Source organism: Mucilaginibacter sp. OK098, assembly GCF_900142915.1.
Taxonomy (GTDB): Bacteria; Bacteroidota; Bacteroidia; order Sphingobacteriales; family Sphingobacteriaceae; genus Mucilaginibacter.
Window position 1 is genome coordinate 197,853 of the sequence record NZ_FRCM01000006.1, and the last position, 15,421, is coordinate 213,273.

The following is a 15,421-nucleotide window of genomic DNA, read 5'->3' on the forward strand; positions in this document are numbered from 1 at the left end:
TTATGTAATTTTACAAGCTTCCCCGCATCCCTGTCAGGTAATCTTTATTTATACTTACCGGTAATCTGCCGGTTGGGTTTAACTGCCTTGTTATCACTTTTACTGCCGACCGCTGCAAATCATCTGTCATTTGATAGCAGGCAATTAATGCACCGCATTTTTCAATACCGGGCAAATCGGCAATAGTATAAGCATTTGCAAAAACACTTATTACTGTGTTATTGTGCGCGGCAATATCGCTTATAAATTGTTTAACGCTACTGCTGTAATCCAGTTTGCTTGCAGGGCGTAAACGGGTATCATTTATACTCACATAAACCTGGTCATAACCTTTAAGGGCTGCCAGCAGTGTTTTTAATTCGGCCTGAGGCGCGTTTTTACCAACAGTGAACAAGGTATTATAAGTATACCATTTTGCCAGGTCCCGTTGAAAAACGGTTGTTTGCGTTACGCCCACGCTTACTATAGCTGTTTTTAATAAAGGGATCATTTGTAATGCAGTGGCATTGCCTTTTACAAGCGTTACTGCCGCATCACTTAATTGCTGAACAAGGTTATTTGCAGCAGGCCTGTTTAAATCTTCTGTTAAATGAGTAAGGTTGGTTTCCTGGTAATTGTTTAAACCCGCCCAATACTTGGCTGCAAGCACCTTTTTAACGCGGGCATTAAATTCTTCTATCGGGATCTTCCCTTTGCGGATAGCCTTACGGATCTTTTTTATAGCTCTTTTGGAGTCTGCTGATAATTCAATAATATCATTACCCGCCAAAAAAGCTTTAACATCAGCTTTACCATCCGGAAAATATTTCAATACGGCCTTCATCTCCATTGCATCTGATACTACCAGGCCTTTAAACCGCAATGAATCTTTTAAAATCCCGGTTACAATTGGTCTTGATAAAGTAGACGGTAAATTTTTTGTGGTATCTAAAGCAGGGATATCCATATGGGCCACCATTACTCCACTTATGCCGGCATTTATTGCCTCGCGGAAGGGATATTCTTCCAGCGAGTCTAACCGTTGGCGTGTAAAGGGCAATAGGGGCAAATCAAGGTGCGAATCAACATTGGTATCGCCGTGGCCCGGAAAGTGCTTGGCTGTTGTTAAAAGGCCTTCATCTTGCATCCCTTTAAAATAAGCTATGCCCTTGGCAGCCACATTATACTTATTATCACCAAATGAGCGGTAATTAATTACGGGATTATTAGGGTTATTGTTAACATCCATATCTGGGCCAAAGTTCATTTGCATCCCCAGGCGCTTAAAATCATATGCTACCTGCTGTCCCATTTTATAAATAAGGGAATTATCCTGTATGGCGCCAAGCGTCATCTGGTACGGATAGGATATGGTTGAATCAAGCCGCATACCAATACCCCATTCGCCATCCATTGCAATAAGCAAAGGTACCTGGGCCAGTTTCTGATAGCGGTTTATCAGGTTAGCCTGCCTTACCGGACCACCCTGAAAAAATACAAGCCCGCCTACCTGTTCGTCTGCTATCACCTTTGCAACAGAATCTTCATAAGCCTGCCCCAGGTTGGTATGTGCGCGAACAAAAAACAATTGTGCTATCTTTTTCTTGCGGCTCAATTTCTTAAAAACGGAGTCAACCCAGTGGTTCTGATGATCTAATGACTGGATATAGCTTTCCTTTTGCGCAAAAACATTTAACGCAATAAGGTTGATGATAATAATTAAAGAATATTTCAATCGTTGTTTAACAAATCGCATAGCCAAAAGTAGTTAAATATGATTTCGGGGCATTATTTTAACCAGCTAAATTGTTCCGGAATAAAAAATATGACATAAAAAACAATTCCAAATAAACCTTTGTATTGTTTTTTACTCTATTCTATTATTAAAACGAAAAACACAATGAAAAAAATTATCTTCTTTGCTATATGCCTGCTGGCTGCAGGTTCAGTAAGTGCACAAGGCTATTACTATGGTCATCGCCGCCCGGTAAAGCGTTCGGCTCCGCGCAATCAGTCAAATGATTTTTATCGTGTAAGAGTTGGTGTGGCCGGTGGTTTCAATTTTGCCGATGCAGTTGATTCTTATAATTCAAATTATTCTACAGGCTCTATAACTGCTTTTCATGTGGGTTTAACACTAGATGTGCCTATTGCCTATCCTGTATCATTTGCACCAGAAGTATTATACTCGCAAAAAGGTTATTCAGCCCAAACCACTGATGGTAATTTAACCCAGCGCAGTAATTTTATTGATGTGCCGCTATTGGCTAAATTCAGGTTATCACCAAATTTTAATTTTGTAGTTGGTCCGCAAATTTCATTTCCAATATCAACAACAAACACTTATGATGATGGGTTTAACATAACCGCAAAAGATCATTACAGCACCACTAATGACAGAACCGTATTAGATGGTGTTATAGGAGTTGGCTTTGATATAAACCCGAATGTTGAGCTGCGCGCCAGATACACCATTGATTTTCAACAAACTGATGATAATGCCTATTATATTCCGGGTTACCGTAACGAGGTTTTCCAATTGGGTATAGGCTTTAAGTTTCAGTAACAGGTAAGCACAATCTTACATATTATCAAAGGCCGGGCAATTAATTGCCCGGCCTTTTTATTACACATTTTTACTTTTGTAACATTTTTGTTTCAATGTTTTATCTGTAGCTTTGAACCCGTAATTAATTTTATGCCTGAAAATATATTCGTTTTTGAAACAAGAGAAGTTAACTACCTAAAACCCTATCTTGATAAAGCAAAATCCTTAGGGTTTAATGTTACTGTAACCGATAATTCATACCTTGAAAACAACAAGCTTTTTAAGGAATTTATTGATGTATACAAACATTATAGCGTTAATCCGCCTGAATTTGAGATTGCCTGCTTTGCACGCTATTTCGCAATTGCATCCATTTTAAAAAACGATGATCCCTTTTTGCTTACCGATACCGATGTATACGTCACCAAAGCATTCCGGGATCTGCAGGGGCATAATTTTAAAGGGACATTTGTTGGCAGTGAAGGGTTTTATGAAAAAGGTTCAGAAGGGCAAATTTCTCCGCATTGCACCATATGGAACAGGGATCTGCTTATTGATTTTATTGATTTTATCCTTAATACCTACAAAAAGAATCACGAAAATGATTTCCTTGAAAATTATTATCAGTCGCAAAAAGAAAAACACGCCTATACTTCTGTATCCGATATGAACCTGATCTACTTGTGGATCCAGGCGAATAATGTTCCATATGTCAATTCAAATTCTACAAAATTTGAGTTCGGGATCGATCATAATCTTTCTTCACTTTTATGTGCTGATGATGAATTTGAGGCTTTTGCAGGAAGGAAATTTTTAAAGGTAAGAAATGACAAAATCACCTGTTTCTTAAAGTCGGGCAAGGAGCAAAATATGGCGTTATTACATTTCCAGGGAGCATATAAACCAATATTACAAAGATTTTACTTAAAGCGCTATGCAAAGTTTATACACTTTACCTTACGGAATAATTATATCCATAACCGAAAAAAAATCAGCAATTAATACATAAAGCACTATCATCAACCATGGTCATAAAGCTGCATTTCTAAATGCCGATTTAAACCACCTTTTTACTTTTTTAGGTATTGAATTTTGTTTGCGCCTTATTTCTTCAATATTAAAATGAGCATTCATGATAAACAGATCAGCTTGCTTTTCGGGCACTATAAATGAAGGGTCTGTTATTTCCTTAATTTCAGATAAATGAACATTACTAAATACATGGTCATCGTTAACAGTATTGGTAGCACCCGATCCGTAACCAATATTTGAAATTAAATTTTCATTGGGGATAATGGTAAGCCCGTTGTTAAAAAAATTAATAAAATCAAGCGGATACGCCCATGAATTAATTTTACCTTCCTTTACATCATTAAAAATATTTACCCAGCATTCAACAACCAGCGGGTCAGGATAAATATTCTGAAGCTTTTCCTCTATTTCGTAATTGTTATATTTTTCAAGATTTATATCGTAATCTTTCCATACCCTTCTCCAGCTGGCCCACCCCCAAACATGTGTGCGGTTTGAAAAATAATAGCTGCAATCGCCCCATTTTTTACCCTGCTGTAAATTACAACCAGTTATATGCCTAATCCGGGTATCATCGCGGTATTTTTCTAAAAGTGTATCGCAGAATTTAAAAAAGCTATTTGCGGGCAAACAATCATCCTCAAGTATAATTCCCTCCTCCTCGTTATCAAAAAACCAGGTTATCGCCGCAGATACACCATCACGGCAGCCTGCATTTTTTTTATTAAAATGCGTTTTTACTTCGCACTTCCAATCAATATTTTTTACAATTGCCCGCGTTTGTTTACATAATAATATATCATCATCATTACCAGGCCTTGGAGCATCAGCTGCCACATATAAGCGGGCAGGTTTTGCAGTTCTGATTTGTTCAAATACCTTCCGGGTAGTATCGGGCCGGTTAAATATTAAAAATAATACAGCCGACTTTGTTTGATAAGGGGATTTTTCAAAAAGGTGCATATTAATAAGTTTATTTCAAGAACTCAAACTTGAGCAGAATAGTTTACTCATCAGCGTAACAATCTGGATAGAAATGGGTTTGAAAAAAGATTGTTACAATAGGCCTCAACAATAAATGACACAAGTTACGTTAATGGTTATTGGTTATGGATCTGGCCAGATTCGCCGACTTAATTTATATATTTGGCCGAACATCTTAAAAGAAACATGGGACTTAATTTTATAAAGAGGATAACTCAAATCAGGAATATATTAAATATTGTACTTAGAAAAATTGACGATGATAAAGGGATCAAGGTAACCCAGTTTTACGCCGACCATTTATTTAATAATCCCAAATATGATTCTCCAAAACGATTGAATAAACACGAATACCAGGTTTTTTCACAAAATGGAGAAGATGGTATTATCCAGGAAATATTTAACAGGATTGGCTATACCAATAAATACTTTATTGAATTTGGTGTTGAGAATGGTCTGGAGTGCAATTCAACCAATTTACTTCATAAAGGATGGAGCGGCCTTTGGATTGAAGGAAGCGACGAGTATTGCAAACAGATCTCCCAACGTTTTAAGGACCTGATTGACAGTGGTAATTTAAAAATTCAAAACGCATTTATAAATGCCGAAAACATTCAATCACTTTTTGATAAGGCCGATGCACCTCTTGAACCGGATCTGTTATCAATAGATATTGATTATAACGATTACTATATCTGGAAGGCTATAACAAAGTATAAACCACGCGTATTAGTTATTGAATATAACTCCATATTCAGGCCCGATACTCATTTTGTTGTGAAGTATAATGCAAACAGGATGTGGGATAAAACCAGCCATTTTGGAGCTTCTTTACTGGCGTTGGAGCAGTTGGGAATTGAGAAGGATTATTGCCTGGTAGGATGCGTATTTACAGGCAGCAATGCCTTTTTTGTGCGAAAAGACCTTGTAGGCGACCTGTTTGAATCTCCTTATACCGCTGAAAACCATTATGAACCCAACCGCGACTTTTTGAATTACAAAGCCGGGCATCCTAAAAACCACATTCCGGATTAACGTGTATAATTCAAATTAGGGTCTTAATAATACCAGTTGAACAGAAAAAGTGAATGTAACTATCACCCTCTCATCTTGACTCTTATTATCTTGACTCCTGATTCTTGTTATCTTGATTCTTTCACCCCGCAAAAGTCTGCATATCAATCAGTCTGCGGTATAGTCCATTGTTTTCAATCAACTCGAGGTGATTACCCTGCTCAACAACCGTCCCGCTTTCAAGCACAATAATTGTATCGGCATTTTGGATGGTGCTTAGCCTGTGGGCAATAATTAATGAGGTGCGGTTCTTCATCAGGTTGTTTAATGCTTCCTGCACCAGCTTTTCCGATTCGGTGTCCAGCGCTGAAGTTGCCTCATCAAGCAACAAAATCGGGGGATTATTTAAAACAGCCCGGGCTATGCAGATCCGCTGCCGCTGCCCGCCTGAAAGCTTCGTACCCCGGTCGCCGATATTGGTTTCGTAACCCTTTTCAGTCTCGATAATAAAATTGTGTGCATTGGCAATTCTGGCTGCATCCTTAACCTGCTCAAGGGTAACATTGGTTTTGCCAAAGGCAATGTTATTAAAAATAGAGTCGTTAAATAAAATCGACTCCTGGTTAACCACTCCAAGCAGCGCCCTAAGTGATTGCGCTGTAAAACCATTTATATTTTGCCCGTCAATTAAGATCTCGCCCGATTGCGGCTCTATAAAATGCGGCACCAGGTCCATCAGCGTTGATTTACCACCACCCGACGGGCCTACGAGTGCAACCGTTTTCCCCTTGGGGATACTTAGGTTAACGTTATTTAAGATCTGCCTGTCGCCGTAGGCAAAAGATACATTTTTAAATTCAATGCTTTCATTAAACCCGCTAAGGTTTTTAGCGTTTGGCGCATCCTTTATTGCCGGTTTCTCATCTATAAGTGCCAGCACTCGCTCACCTGCGGCAATACCTGAATGGATATTGCTGAACGAATCAGATATGGCTTTTGCCGGGCGCATCAGCTGCGAAAAAATGGCAATATATGCAATAAAGTGACCGCCATCCAGGTCGGATTTTTTATTTAGAATTAAATATCCGCCGTAAAGCACAATACACGAGATCATGGTAATTGCCAATGTTTCAGAAACCGGTGAAGCAGATTGCTGCCGTTTGGCCATTGAGCGTAAAATTTTTGAATATTTGGTATTCTCATCATTAAAACGCTTTTTAATAAAATCAGTAGCATTAAATGCTTTAATGATCCGGATGCCTTGTAATGATTCATCAAGGTAACTGATCATATTCCCGTACGTTTGCTGGGCAGCTACAGCCTGGGCTTTAAGCTTTTTTACAATTTTTGAAATTATAAAAGCAGATACAGGCACTACTAAAAGCGAACCCAATGTTAAACTTACAGAAATCTTAAAAAGCAAAACCAAAAAAACTATCATTTGGAATGGCTCTTTAAAAACCACCTGTAATGTAGCGGTAACTGAAAACTGTACAACCTGTACATCCGAAGCTATTTTTGAAATGATATCACCTTTGCGCTGGTTATTAAAATAGCCTAAATGCATATCCATCACATTATTAAAAACCGACTTGCGAAGATTTAATAATGTATGTAAACGTAGGTTTTCCATAGTGCGCGCGCCAAGGTAACGGAACAGGTTTCCCAAAACCATGGTAATAATTATAACCGTGCATATAAACTTTAATGCCCCCCATTGCCCCTGGCTGTGTATAAAAGTGTTCATGTAATATTTAAACCACCCGGTAATATCAAGCAATGCAGGTTGCTTTACTACTACAACCGCCGCTGTTTTACAGGTGTCGGTTATAAAAAGGGTATTCATCAGCGGGATAAGTAATGGGTATACCATTGAGCTGAAAACAACATATAATAAAGTAAACAGGATGTACGGTATGGCAAACTTTTCAATTGGTTTGGCAAATGATAGCAGCCGGAAATATGTCTTCATTAAAGGAATATAATATATAAAAATGCAAATCTAACAGTAATTAATTAATTACTGTTATTTGCTATAGCAATGCCAAAACTGCCTGCCAAACATTAGCTAAATTAACTTTATCAATACAGGGATAGGGCTCCGTTTCAGCAGTTTCAAATATACAGTTCCAGTTACAGTAATAGCATTCCATTTTTTGGTAAACACAAACCGGACAGTTTTCAAAATATGCCGGATATGGTGCAAACCGTTCAAAATGTCCGCCCCCAAGGATACAAACCGATGGCGTTTTTGTGGCAACGGCTATATGGATGGCGCTGGTTTCATTTGCTATTACTAAAGCAGCGCTGCCAATAAGTTCTATCAATTGAGGTAACGTTGTTTTACCAATTAAATTATTCACGCTTTGCAACGGCAGGTTTTCTTCAAGGTAATTGCCAATCTGTATATCCCCGGGGCCACCTGCCAGGTAAATTTGCTGCGGGCTATGCTGCTTTAACATTTTTATCAGGGCCAGAAAATCTTCTCTCCGCCAGCTTCGCTTAAAGATCCCCGCTCCAGGAAAAATAACTATGCCATTATTATCATTTTTTTCAACCGGGATAAATAGTGAGTTTATAGAAAGCGATTCGCCCAAAACATTTTCAAAAAAGAATTTTGAGCGCTCAAATTCAAAATGCACAGTTTCGGGCAGTATAAGTTTAGTGGTGTAAAACGTATCGGTTTTTGTTTTGTATTTCGCTAATATACCTTCGGTATTGCTTTCAAAACCAATAATTTGTTTTGCAGCTGTTAGTGCAGCCAAACCATCCGTAATTAAAAGCCGGGTTGATGATGGCTGCAAAACAACCTCATAATTATTCTTAAAAAGCCGCCAGCCAAGTTTTAGTAGTTTCAACGGCGCTTCATAAAGCTCGTATTGTTTTATAAAGTAAAACCTATACATGTAAGCAGCATCGTATTTTAAAGCCACATCCTGCCATAAGGTATTGCCAAGCAGATCTATCTTATAATCTCTAAACTTCTCCGATTGCTTTATTACCTCAATAAAATTCCTGAAGACGATGTAATCCCCTATCGCATCTGTTTTTATGATCAATAGTCTTTTTTGAGATGTTCTTAAGCCGCCGAAAAACTTAAACAGCCGGGAAAGCCTGAATATAATAAAGCGCGTTATCCTGAATAAGTTCCTGTTTTTTATAACCATACAATCAATTAGTCAGTATAATTACTGTTTTTGTATTTACTGGGGTTAAGCATCATCTTAAATTTTCTGAAAACATATCTCCCCCATATTTGAGGCCCGTGATATTTTAAAATCAGGGCCGCCTGGTCTTTTTTAAAGATCTTATCAATTTTAACAGATGAAATGCCGGTGTGATTAAAGTTGGCAATAGTAAGATCAATAAATTCAAAATAAAGACCTTTATCAGCCCAGCATTGCATGTTCAGCAAATGATCGGCAGTTATTGGGTATTTGGTATTGTACTTATACTTTTTAAATACCGCAGCCGGATAAACAATTGCCTGGTGACAAATGGTATCTTTAGCGTGCTTATAAGCATCAACAGGCCCCGGCGTTGGTTTCCCGTTTATTAAAACCCTGCCATAATAAACAGCCGCTTTGTCTTTTAACTGGTAAAGCAGATCAGAAAACTCAGGAAAAACCTCATCATCGGCCCCAATAAAATATACCCACTCGCCGGTTACATATTCAAGCGCTTTGTTCATTGCATAATAAATACCATCATCCGGTTCGCTTTTCCAGAAGGCAATTTTATCGGCATTGGAATTTAAAATATCTACAGTGCCATCATTACTTTTGCCGTCAATAACTATTATCTCTAAAAACGGGTATGTTTGCTTATAAAAGCTATTGAGGCAGCGTTGCAGAACAGCAGCGGCATTAAATGTTACTATAATTACAGAAACTTTAGGAGTATTTACAGCAACAGTCATATAAGCACATATTTACAAATACGGCAAATATAAGTAATCAGAAAATGATAATTGGGGAAGGAAAAAGTTTAACAACAGCAGGCGATGGCCCGGCGCGCATATCAATAATAATAGTTACTTACAATGCTGCAAACGACCTGCAAAAATGCCTCAATAGTATTTATGAACAACAATACCCTGCTATTGATATTATTGTGATTGACGGCAAAAGCACCGATGGCACGATAGAAATATTACAGAACAATACTTCCCGTATCCATACGTGGATCAGCGAAGAAGACGGCGGTATTTACGATGCAATGAACAAGGCTTTAAAATATATTACAGGGCAATGGGTATATTTTTTAGGATCGGATGATGAACTCCGACCCGATTTTTCAAAGCTGGCTTATGAACTAACCGATTTAAATGCCATTTATTATGCAAATGTTATTCATAACGGCTTAAAACGCTCTGAAGAGATAACGCCATATTATATGGCTAAGGTAGGAATCTATCACCAGGCTATTATTTACCCTGCAACCATTTTTAAAAAGCGTCAATATAATTTAAAGTATAGAGTAGCGGCCGATTATGCTTTAAATATGCAGTGCTTTAAGGATCCTGCTTTTCATTATATCTACAAAGATTATATCATATGCAATTATAATCATACAGGGATCTCAGCAACCGTGGTTGATCAGCCTTTTGAAAACGACAAAGCAACGCTAATACTCACAAACTTCGGTTTTAAAATATGGGCGAGGTTTATGTTCAGGCAGTTTAAAGCAGTATTTTCAAAAGGGAAGAAAAAAGATATTACTCACCAGTAAGACATTCATCATATAGCTTTAAGTATTGCCTCGCCGTTGTTTGCCAGTCGAATTGTTCAGCATGGGCTATTGTTCGTGCCGATAGGTCTTTGTCATGAAATTCTTTTAATCCCTTTGATAAAACATCCTGCATATGTTCGGGTTCAAAGCTGTCAAAATAAAAGGCAGCATCGCCGCCTATTTCAGGCAATGAGGTGTATTTTGATAAAAAAACCGGTTTCCCAAAGTGCATAGCCTCAATAACGGGTAAGCCAAAACCTTCCGCAAGTGATGGAAAAACAAATGCTTTACAGTTTTTGTAGTACCAGGCTTTGTCATACTCGCTTATAGTACCTGTTATTTTTACCCTGTCGGCACACCCATGTTTCTGCGCCTCTTCCATTATCGTATCCTTATAAGGCGTTTCCACACCCGAAATTACCAGCTCATAATCGTTCTCTTTCAATAATGCCGGCAATACATGAAAGTTCTTTTTAGCTGCTATAAATCCAATGGTAAATAAAAATGGCTTTTGGGGCAAATAAGCCGGAACATGATCTTCAGGAACATGAAGTTTATCCGCTCCGTTATAAATTACACTTAGTTTTTCTTTTGCCTCGGGGAAATAGGTTAAAATATCATTCGCCACAAAGTTTGATATCGTTACAATTTTATCGCATACGGCTATATATCCTCTTAATTTTTCAATATGTGAGGCCACTTTTTTATCCGATTTTCTTTTTTCGTGGATGGGGTTAATGTCATGTATGGTCAATATCTTTTTGCCGCTTACCTTTTGCGGCTTTAACCTGCAATACTGATCAGTAAAGTGAACCAGCTCGTATTTGCTGTTACCCGGAAAAATTAATTTATGCAGCTTGGATAAATTAACCAAACCTACCTCACCGGTAAAAGTATATATCGACCTTGTATGCACATAATAAGTAAAATCAAACCGGTTATTATTTTGAGTTAATAAGGCCTCACCCAAACTTTTCCCAAATGAGAAAAAACCCGAGTTAGGGTACTTCATTGAATCAAAAGTGACTAAAACAGATTCCTTCATACTTTAAAAATTACCAGAACGGCAAATATAGCTTTCTATTGTAAGTTATAATTGGGGGGATTAAGTTTGATTGGTTGATTAAGTTAGCTGTGAATTTATCCCAAACTCAATCAACCGTTCACTTAATCAACCTAATCAACTATTTTCCGCCAAATACATTATATTTTTGTTCCTTTATATTCACATAAAATGCAAAGCGCTACTAACAACATTAAACCGCATTATACTGATTTTCGTTCAGTTGCACGCGCTTTAACTATTGTTGAAAATGATTTACCAGGCACTGATGAGCTTTTAAAAAGTTTAACATTCACAAAAAGCTCGCCAATTATAGGCATTACCGGGCCACCGGGTGCAGGTAAAAGCACATTGGTAAATTCACTGATCAGCGGATTGCTTACTACCGGTAATAAGATTGCGGTTTTGGCTATTGACCCTACTTCGCCGTTTAACTTTGGCTCGTTACTAGGCGACCGAATCCGCATGGCGCCGCATTTTAACCATCCCGGTGTTTTTATCCGCTCCTTAGCCACACGGGGCTCACTTGGGGGGCTTTCGGCAAAAGCTATTGAAATGACGGACGTTTTACGGGCTGCGGAGTTTGATTATATATTGGTAGAAACTGTTGGGGTTGGTCAGTCGGAAATTGAGATTGCCGGGCTTGCAGATATTACATTGTTGGTTTTGGTACCCGAAAGCGGCGACGAGATCCAAAACATTAAATCGGGCCTGATGGAAATTGCCGATGCTTTTATTGTTAATAAAAGCGATCGGGCCGATGCCGATCTTTTCGTCAATAATTTAAAGAAGATCCAAAACAAGGAAACGCAGCTACCTGTTTTTAAAACTGTTGCTTCAAAAAGCGAAGGCATTAACGAAGTAATAAACTTTATCCATTCCAAATCTGAAGTAAAAAACTCACGCAAAGAACTTTTGCTTGCTGAAAAGGCCTATCAGCTCATTCAACAAAAACGCATGGCCGGCATCAACAAAAAAAAGCTTCAGCAAGATATTGCCAAAGCGTTAAATAAACCGGGGTTTAATTTGTATGAATTCGTGAAGGATTTTTGATTTCGGATGTTCGATTTCGGAATTTTGAATGCGGAAATCAGAATGATTTAAATTTGGAATAAATGAATTCTAAAAATAAATCCGAAATCGAACAGCCGAAATCCGAAATACCTCACCCATTCATTATCTCCTCAATATGCTCCGCCTCTACAGGTATATCGGCCATCAAATCAATATTACCATCGGCGGTAATTAATATATTGTTCTCTATTCTTATACCCAGGCCTTCCGCTGCTATATATATACCTGGTTCGCATGTTAAAATATTGCCAACTTCAAATGATTTATAGCGACTGGCAAAATCATGCACATCCAAACCCAAATGATGCGAGGTGCCGTGCATAAAGTATTTTTTATAAGCCGGAACGTTAGGGTCCTGTTTTGCCACATCGTGTTTAGTCAACAAGCCTAAGCCAATCAACTCATCTGTCATTATCTTTCCTACTTCCTCGTGGTAGTCATTCAAAACAGTGCCTGCAACAATCATCTTTGTGGCCGCACGCATCACCCGCAACACCGCATCATAAACGTCGCGCTGGCGTTTGGTAAAGCGCCCGTTTACCGGTACCGAGCGACTCATATCTGCATTATAGTTGGCATACTCGGCGCCAAAATCAAAAAGTATTACATCCCCGTCTTTACAAACCTGGTTATTGTCTACATAATGAAGCACTATAGCATTTTTACCCGATGCAATAATAGGATTGTAAGCATGCCCTGTGGCACGCTGCCTTAAAAATTCGTGCGTTATTTCAGCTTCAATTTCATATTCGGTAACGCCTGGCTGTGTAAATTTAAGTACCCGTATAAAGGCATCACGTGTAATTTCACATGCTTTTTTTGTCAGATCTATTTCTGTGGCTGATTTTACAACCCGCAGGTCGCGCAAAATGAGTGCGGAGCGTTCATACTTATGCAAAGGGTACTTGGCACGTAATGATTCAAATACTCTGAGATCCCTATAAGGCACCGCATGTACGTACCTGTCGTTCTCGTTTGTATTTATATATATGTGTTCAGCATAGTTAATTATTGTTTGTAAAATAACATCGAACTCACTAAGCCAATAAACGTTTTTTATACCCGACGCCAATTTCGCTTCTTCCTTTGTGTACTTATGACCCTCCCAAATTGCTATATGTTCATTGGTTTGTCTTAAAAATAGTACTTCTTTGTATAGCGGATTAGGACACTCAGGAAATAATATCAAAATGCTCTGTTCCTGATCAATGCCGGTTAAGTAGAAAAAATCAGGGTTTTGTTTAAAAAGAAAACTTTGATCCCCGCTTCTTGGAAATTCATCATTTGCGTTAAAAATAGCTATAGAACAGGGTTTTAGTCGTAAAACGAAATTTTTTCTATTTTTGGTAAACACCTCATTATTAATAGGAAGATATTTCATCTTTTAATTTTTATTAATTTTTTAAAAACATTTTTTTTCCTTTATTTGTATAATAATTACAAAATTTGGAACGGTGTTTGGTTACAAATTCAAACATAATTACTATTTTTGAAAAAAATCACAATTAAAATCGTTTAATCTTAAAACTATGAACTATTCTACATTAAAGAAAACAGTCGTCTTATCATTTGTTTCCTTGATGGCAGTTGGCTTAGCATCAGCTCAAACCGACTCCACAAAGAAAACTTCTGACGCTGCTACTACTGCCAAGGTATTTGGTGGTACAGGACAGTACAACACATGGAGTATTGGAATTAATGGTGGTCTAACATCAGGCCTTGTTCCTTTCCTTAACAACTCAACTAATCATTTTAAAGGATCTTTAGGTTACGGGCTAACTATTAAGGATCAGTTATCACACTTCTTTGCCTTGCAGTTAGATTACTACGGCGGTAAAGTAAAAGGTGATGATGTTGCCAATCAGGGTAAATCTGGTTCAACAGCTACAAAATTTGGTGCTTCATATTTCGAAACTAAATTTAACCAGGTATCAATAAGCGGTGTTGTTAATTTTGGAAGCGTTAGCTTTTTACACCGTGCAAATGCAGTTAACTTTTACGGTTCTGCAGGTCTTGGTTTAGATTTCTACAAACCAGCTTATGCTATCACTCCTGGTGCTGAAGCTCCGGAAGCAGCATTTACTCAAACTAACACTATTAAAGAATTAGCTGCACCGGTTGGCGTTGGCGCTAAATTCAAACTTTCTGATGCGTTAGCTTTAAACTTGGGTTACACAGTTACCTTTGTTAAAGGTTACAACTTCTCAGGTTTCAACACTTACAATACTTTTGATCACTATGCATATACTTATGCAGGTTTAGAGTACACTTTCGGTCCAAAATCAAAAGCGAACTTAGAGTGGGTAAACCCGGTTGCTATGATGTATGATGAATTATATGATGCAGCATTACGCCAGGAAGTTGAAGCTTTAAAAGGCCGTGTTACAAATGTTGAAACTGCTGTTAACGACCTGAAAAAAGATTCAGATGGTGACGGTGTTTCTGATCAGTTTGACAAATGCCCTAACACTCCTGCTGGTAGCATAGTTGATGGTTCTGGTTGCCCAATTGTATTCCCTAAACCGGATACTATTAAGGCTGCTGTTGCCCCTGCTGCTGCTGCTTACTCAAACATCCAGTTTGAATTTGACAGCTCAGTATTGAAAACTTCATCATACCCGGTATTAGATGCTACATCTGCTGATATGAGGTCTAACTCAAGCACACTTACTTTAGCTGGTTATGCTTCATCTGAAGGTACTGCAGCTCACAACCTGCGTTTATCTAAAGACCGTGCTAACTCTGTAAAAACTTACTTAGTTAACTCAGGTGTTGATGCAAAACGCTTAAAAGTTAAAGGATTTGGCGAGACTCATCCAATAGCTGACAACTCAACTGAAGATGGCCGCGTTGCTAACCGTCGTGTTGAATTCCACAAATAATTTTAATTAAATTATTATAATAAAAGGCTTCCCATATTGGGAAGCCTTTTTTGTTGGGTTATAAAGCTAAAGCAGAAAGCTTAAAGACCAAAGCTTCATTAGCTTCTGATTTAA

General features: G+C 38.1%; 13 protein-coding genes. 6 read left to right on the plus strand and 7 right to left on the minus strand.

All coding sequences use genetic code 11. The features are described 5' to 3' along the window. Positions 1–10: 10 nt before the first annotated feature. Complete coding sequence (locus BUE31_RS20645; protein WP_073405741.1) at positions 11–1,735, minus strand: glycoside hydrolase family 3 protein; 1,725 nt, start codon at positions 1,733–1,735, stop codon at positions 11–13. Between the two features lie 144 nt (positions 1,736–1,879). On the opposite strand from BUE31_RS20645, the gene BUE31_RS20650 reads away from it, so the two are divergent. Together BUE31_RS20650 and BUE31_RS20655 are read left to right on the plus strand one after the other, a co-directional pair. Further along, the gene (locus tag BUE31_RS20650; RefSeq protein ID WP_083620164.1) at positions 1,880–2,545 is read left to right on the plus strand and encodes a porin family protein; all 666 of its coding nucleotides are present in this window, start codon (positions 1,880–1,882) and stop codon (positions 2,543–2,545) included. Between the two features lie 132 nt (positions 2,546–2,677). Further along, positions 2,678–3,529, plus strand: a complete 852-nt coding sequence (locus BUE31_RS20655; protein WP_073405743.1) for a hypothetical protein — start codon at positions 2,678–2,680, stop codon at positions 3,527–3,529. 27 nt (positions 3,530–3,556) lie between these two features. On the opposite strand, the gene BUE31_RS20660 is transcribed toward BUE31_RS20655, so the two are convergent. Beyond that, positions 3,557–4,522: a nucleotide-diphospho-sugar transferase gene (locus tag BUE31_RS20660; RefSeq protein WP_073405744.1), complete on the minus strand. Its 966-nt coding sequence runs from the start codon at positions 4,520–4,522 to the stop codon at positions 3,557–3,559. A 207-nt stretch (positions 4,523–4,729) separates the two neighbouring features. Between BUE31_RS20660 and BUE31_RS20665 the strand changes: the two genes are divergently transcribed. Further along, positions 4,730–5,578: a hypothetical protein gene (locus BUE31_RS20665; protein ID WP_073405745.1), complete on the plus strand. Its 849-nt coding sequence runs from the start codon at positions 4,730–4,732 to the stop codon at positions 5,576–5,578. Between the two features lie 121 nt (positions 5,579–5,699). On the opposite strand, the gene BUE31_RS20670 is transcribed toward BUE31_RS20665, so the two are convergent. The 3 genes from BUE31_RS20670 to BUE31_RS20680 form a co-directional block, all read right to left on the minus strand. Further along, positions 5,700–7,529 (minus strand): ABC transporter ATP-binding protein, encoded by a 1,830-nt coding sequence (locus BUE31_RS20670; RefSeq protein WP_073405746.1) that lies wholly within the window; start codon positions 7,527–7,529, stop codon positions 5,700–5,702. Positions 7,530–7,590: 61 nt separating this feature from the next. After that, positions 7,591–8,724, minus strand: coding sequence for a glycosyltransferase family 9 protein (locus BUE31_RS20675; RefSeq protein WP_073405747.1), 1,134 nt, complete (start codon positions 8,722–8,724; stop codon positions 7,591–7,593). 8 nt (positions 8,725–8,732) lie between these two features. Further along, on the minus strand, positions 8,733–9,476 hold the full coding sequence (locus BUE31_RS20680) for a glycosyltransferase family 2 protein (protein ID WP_073405748.1): 744 nt from the start codon (positions 9,474–9,476) through the stop codon (positions 8,733–8,735). Between the two features lie 44 nt (positions 9,477–9,520). Between BUE31_RS20680 and BUE31_RS20685 the strand changes: the two genes are divergently transcribed. After that, positions 9,521–10,288: a glycosyltransferase family 2 protein gene (locus BUE31_RS20685; RefSeq protein ID WP_073405749.1), complete on the plus strand. Its 768-nt coding sequence runs from the start codon at positions 9,521–9,523 to the stop codon at positions 10,286–10,288. Here BUE31_RS20685 and BUE31_RS20690 read toward each other — a convergent pair. Further along, positions 10,275–11,333 carry a glycosyltransferase family 4 protein gene (locus BUE31_RS20690; protein ID WP_073405750.1) on the minus strand — a complete coding sequence of 353 codons (1,059 nt, stop codon included), beginning with the start codon at positions 11,331–11,333 and terminating at the stop codon, positions 10,275–10,277. The genes BUE31_RS20685 and BUE31_RS20690 overlap by 14 nt on opposite strands. A 189-nt stretch (positions 11,334–11,522) precedes the next feature. Between BUE31_RS20690 and meaB the strand changes: the two genes are divergently transcribed. Then, positions 11,523–12,404 carry a methylmalonyl Co-A mutase-associated GTPase MeaB gene (gene meaB, locus BUE31_RS20695; RefSeq protein WP_073405751.1) on the plus strand — a complete coding sequence of 294 codons (882 nt, stop codon included), beginning with the start codon at positions 11,523–11,525 and terminating at the stop codon, positions 12,402–12,404. Between the two features lie 112 nt (positions 12,405–12,516). On the opposite strand, the gene BUE31_RS20700 is transcribed toward meaB, so the two are convergent. After that, positions 12,517–13,806 (minus strand): aminopeptidase P N-terminal domain-containing protein, encoded by a 1,290-nt coding sequence (locus tag BUE31_RS20700; protein WP_073405752.1) that lies wholly within the window; start codon positions 13,804–13,806, stop codon positions 12,517–12,519. 148 nt (positions 13,807–13,954) lie between these two features. On the opposite strand from BUE31_RS20700, the gene BUE31_RS20705 reads away from it, so the two are divergent. After that, positions 13,955–15,307, plus strand: a complete 1,353-nt coding sequence (locus BUE31_RS20705; protein ID WP_073405753.1) for an OmpA family protein — start codon at positions 13,955–13,957, stop codon at positions 15,305–15,307. The last annotated feature ends 114 nt before the right edge of the window (positions 15,308–15,421 follow it).

Bases quoted from the DNA above. Each gene is read 5' to 3' on its own strand.
- BUE31_RS20645 (WP_073405741.1), bottom strand. From the start codon at position 1,735: ATGCGATTTGTTAAACAACGATTGAAATATTCTTTAATTATTATCATC.
- BUE31_RS20650 (WP_083620164.1), top strand. From the start codon at position 1,880: ATGAAAAAAATTATCTTCTTTGCTATATGCCTGCTGGCTGCAGGTTCA.
- BUE31_RS20655 (WP_073405743.1), top strand. From the start codon at position 2,678: ATGCCTGAAAATATATTCGTTTTTGAAACAAGAGAAGTTAACTACCTA.
- BUE31_RS20660 (WP_073405744.1), bottom strand. From the start codon at position 4,522: ATGCACCTTTTTGAAAAATCCCCTTATCAAACAAAGTCGGCTGTATTA.
- BUE31_RS20665 (WP_073405745.1), top strand. From the start codon at position 4,730: ATGGGACTTAATTTTATAAAGAGGATAACTCAAATCAGGAATATATTA.
- BUE31_RS20670 (WP_073405746.1), bottom strand. From the start codon at position 7,529: ATGAAGACATATTTCCGGCTGCTATCATTTGCCAAACCAATTGAAAAG.
- BUE31_RS20675 (WP_073405747.1), bottom strand. From the start codon at position 8,724: ATGGTTATAAAAAACAGGAACTTATTCAGGATAACGCGCTTTATTATA.
- BUE31_RS20680 (WP_073405748.1), bottom strand. From the start codon at position 9,476: ATGACTGTTGCTGTAAATACTCCTAAAGTTTCTGTAATTATAGTAACA.
- BUE31_RS20685 (WP_073405749.1), top strand. From the start codon at position 9,521: ATGATAATTGGGGAAGGAAAAAGTTTAACAACAGCAGGCGATGGCCCG.
- BUE31_RS20690 (WP_073405750.1), bottom strand. From the start codon at position 11,333: ATGAAGGAATCTGTTTTAGTCACTTTTGATTCAATGAAGTACCCTAAC.
- meaB (WP_073405751.1), top strand. From the start codon at position 11,523: ATGCAAAGCGCTACTAACAACATTAAACCGCATTATACTGATTTTCGT.
- BUE31_RS20700 (WP_073405752.1), bottom strand. From the start codon at position 13,806: ATGAAATATCTTCCTATTAATAATGAGGTGTTTACCAAAAATAGAAAA.
- BUE31_RS20705 (WP_073405753.1), top strand. From the start codon at position 13,955: ATGAACTATTCTACATTAAAGAAAACAGTCGTCTTATCATTTGTTTCC.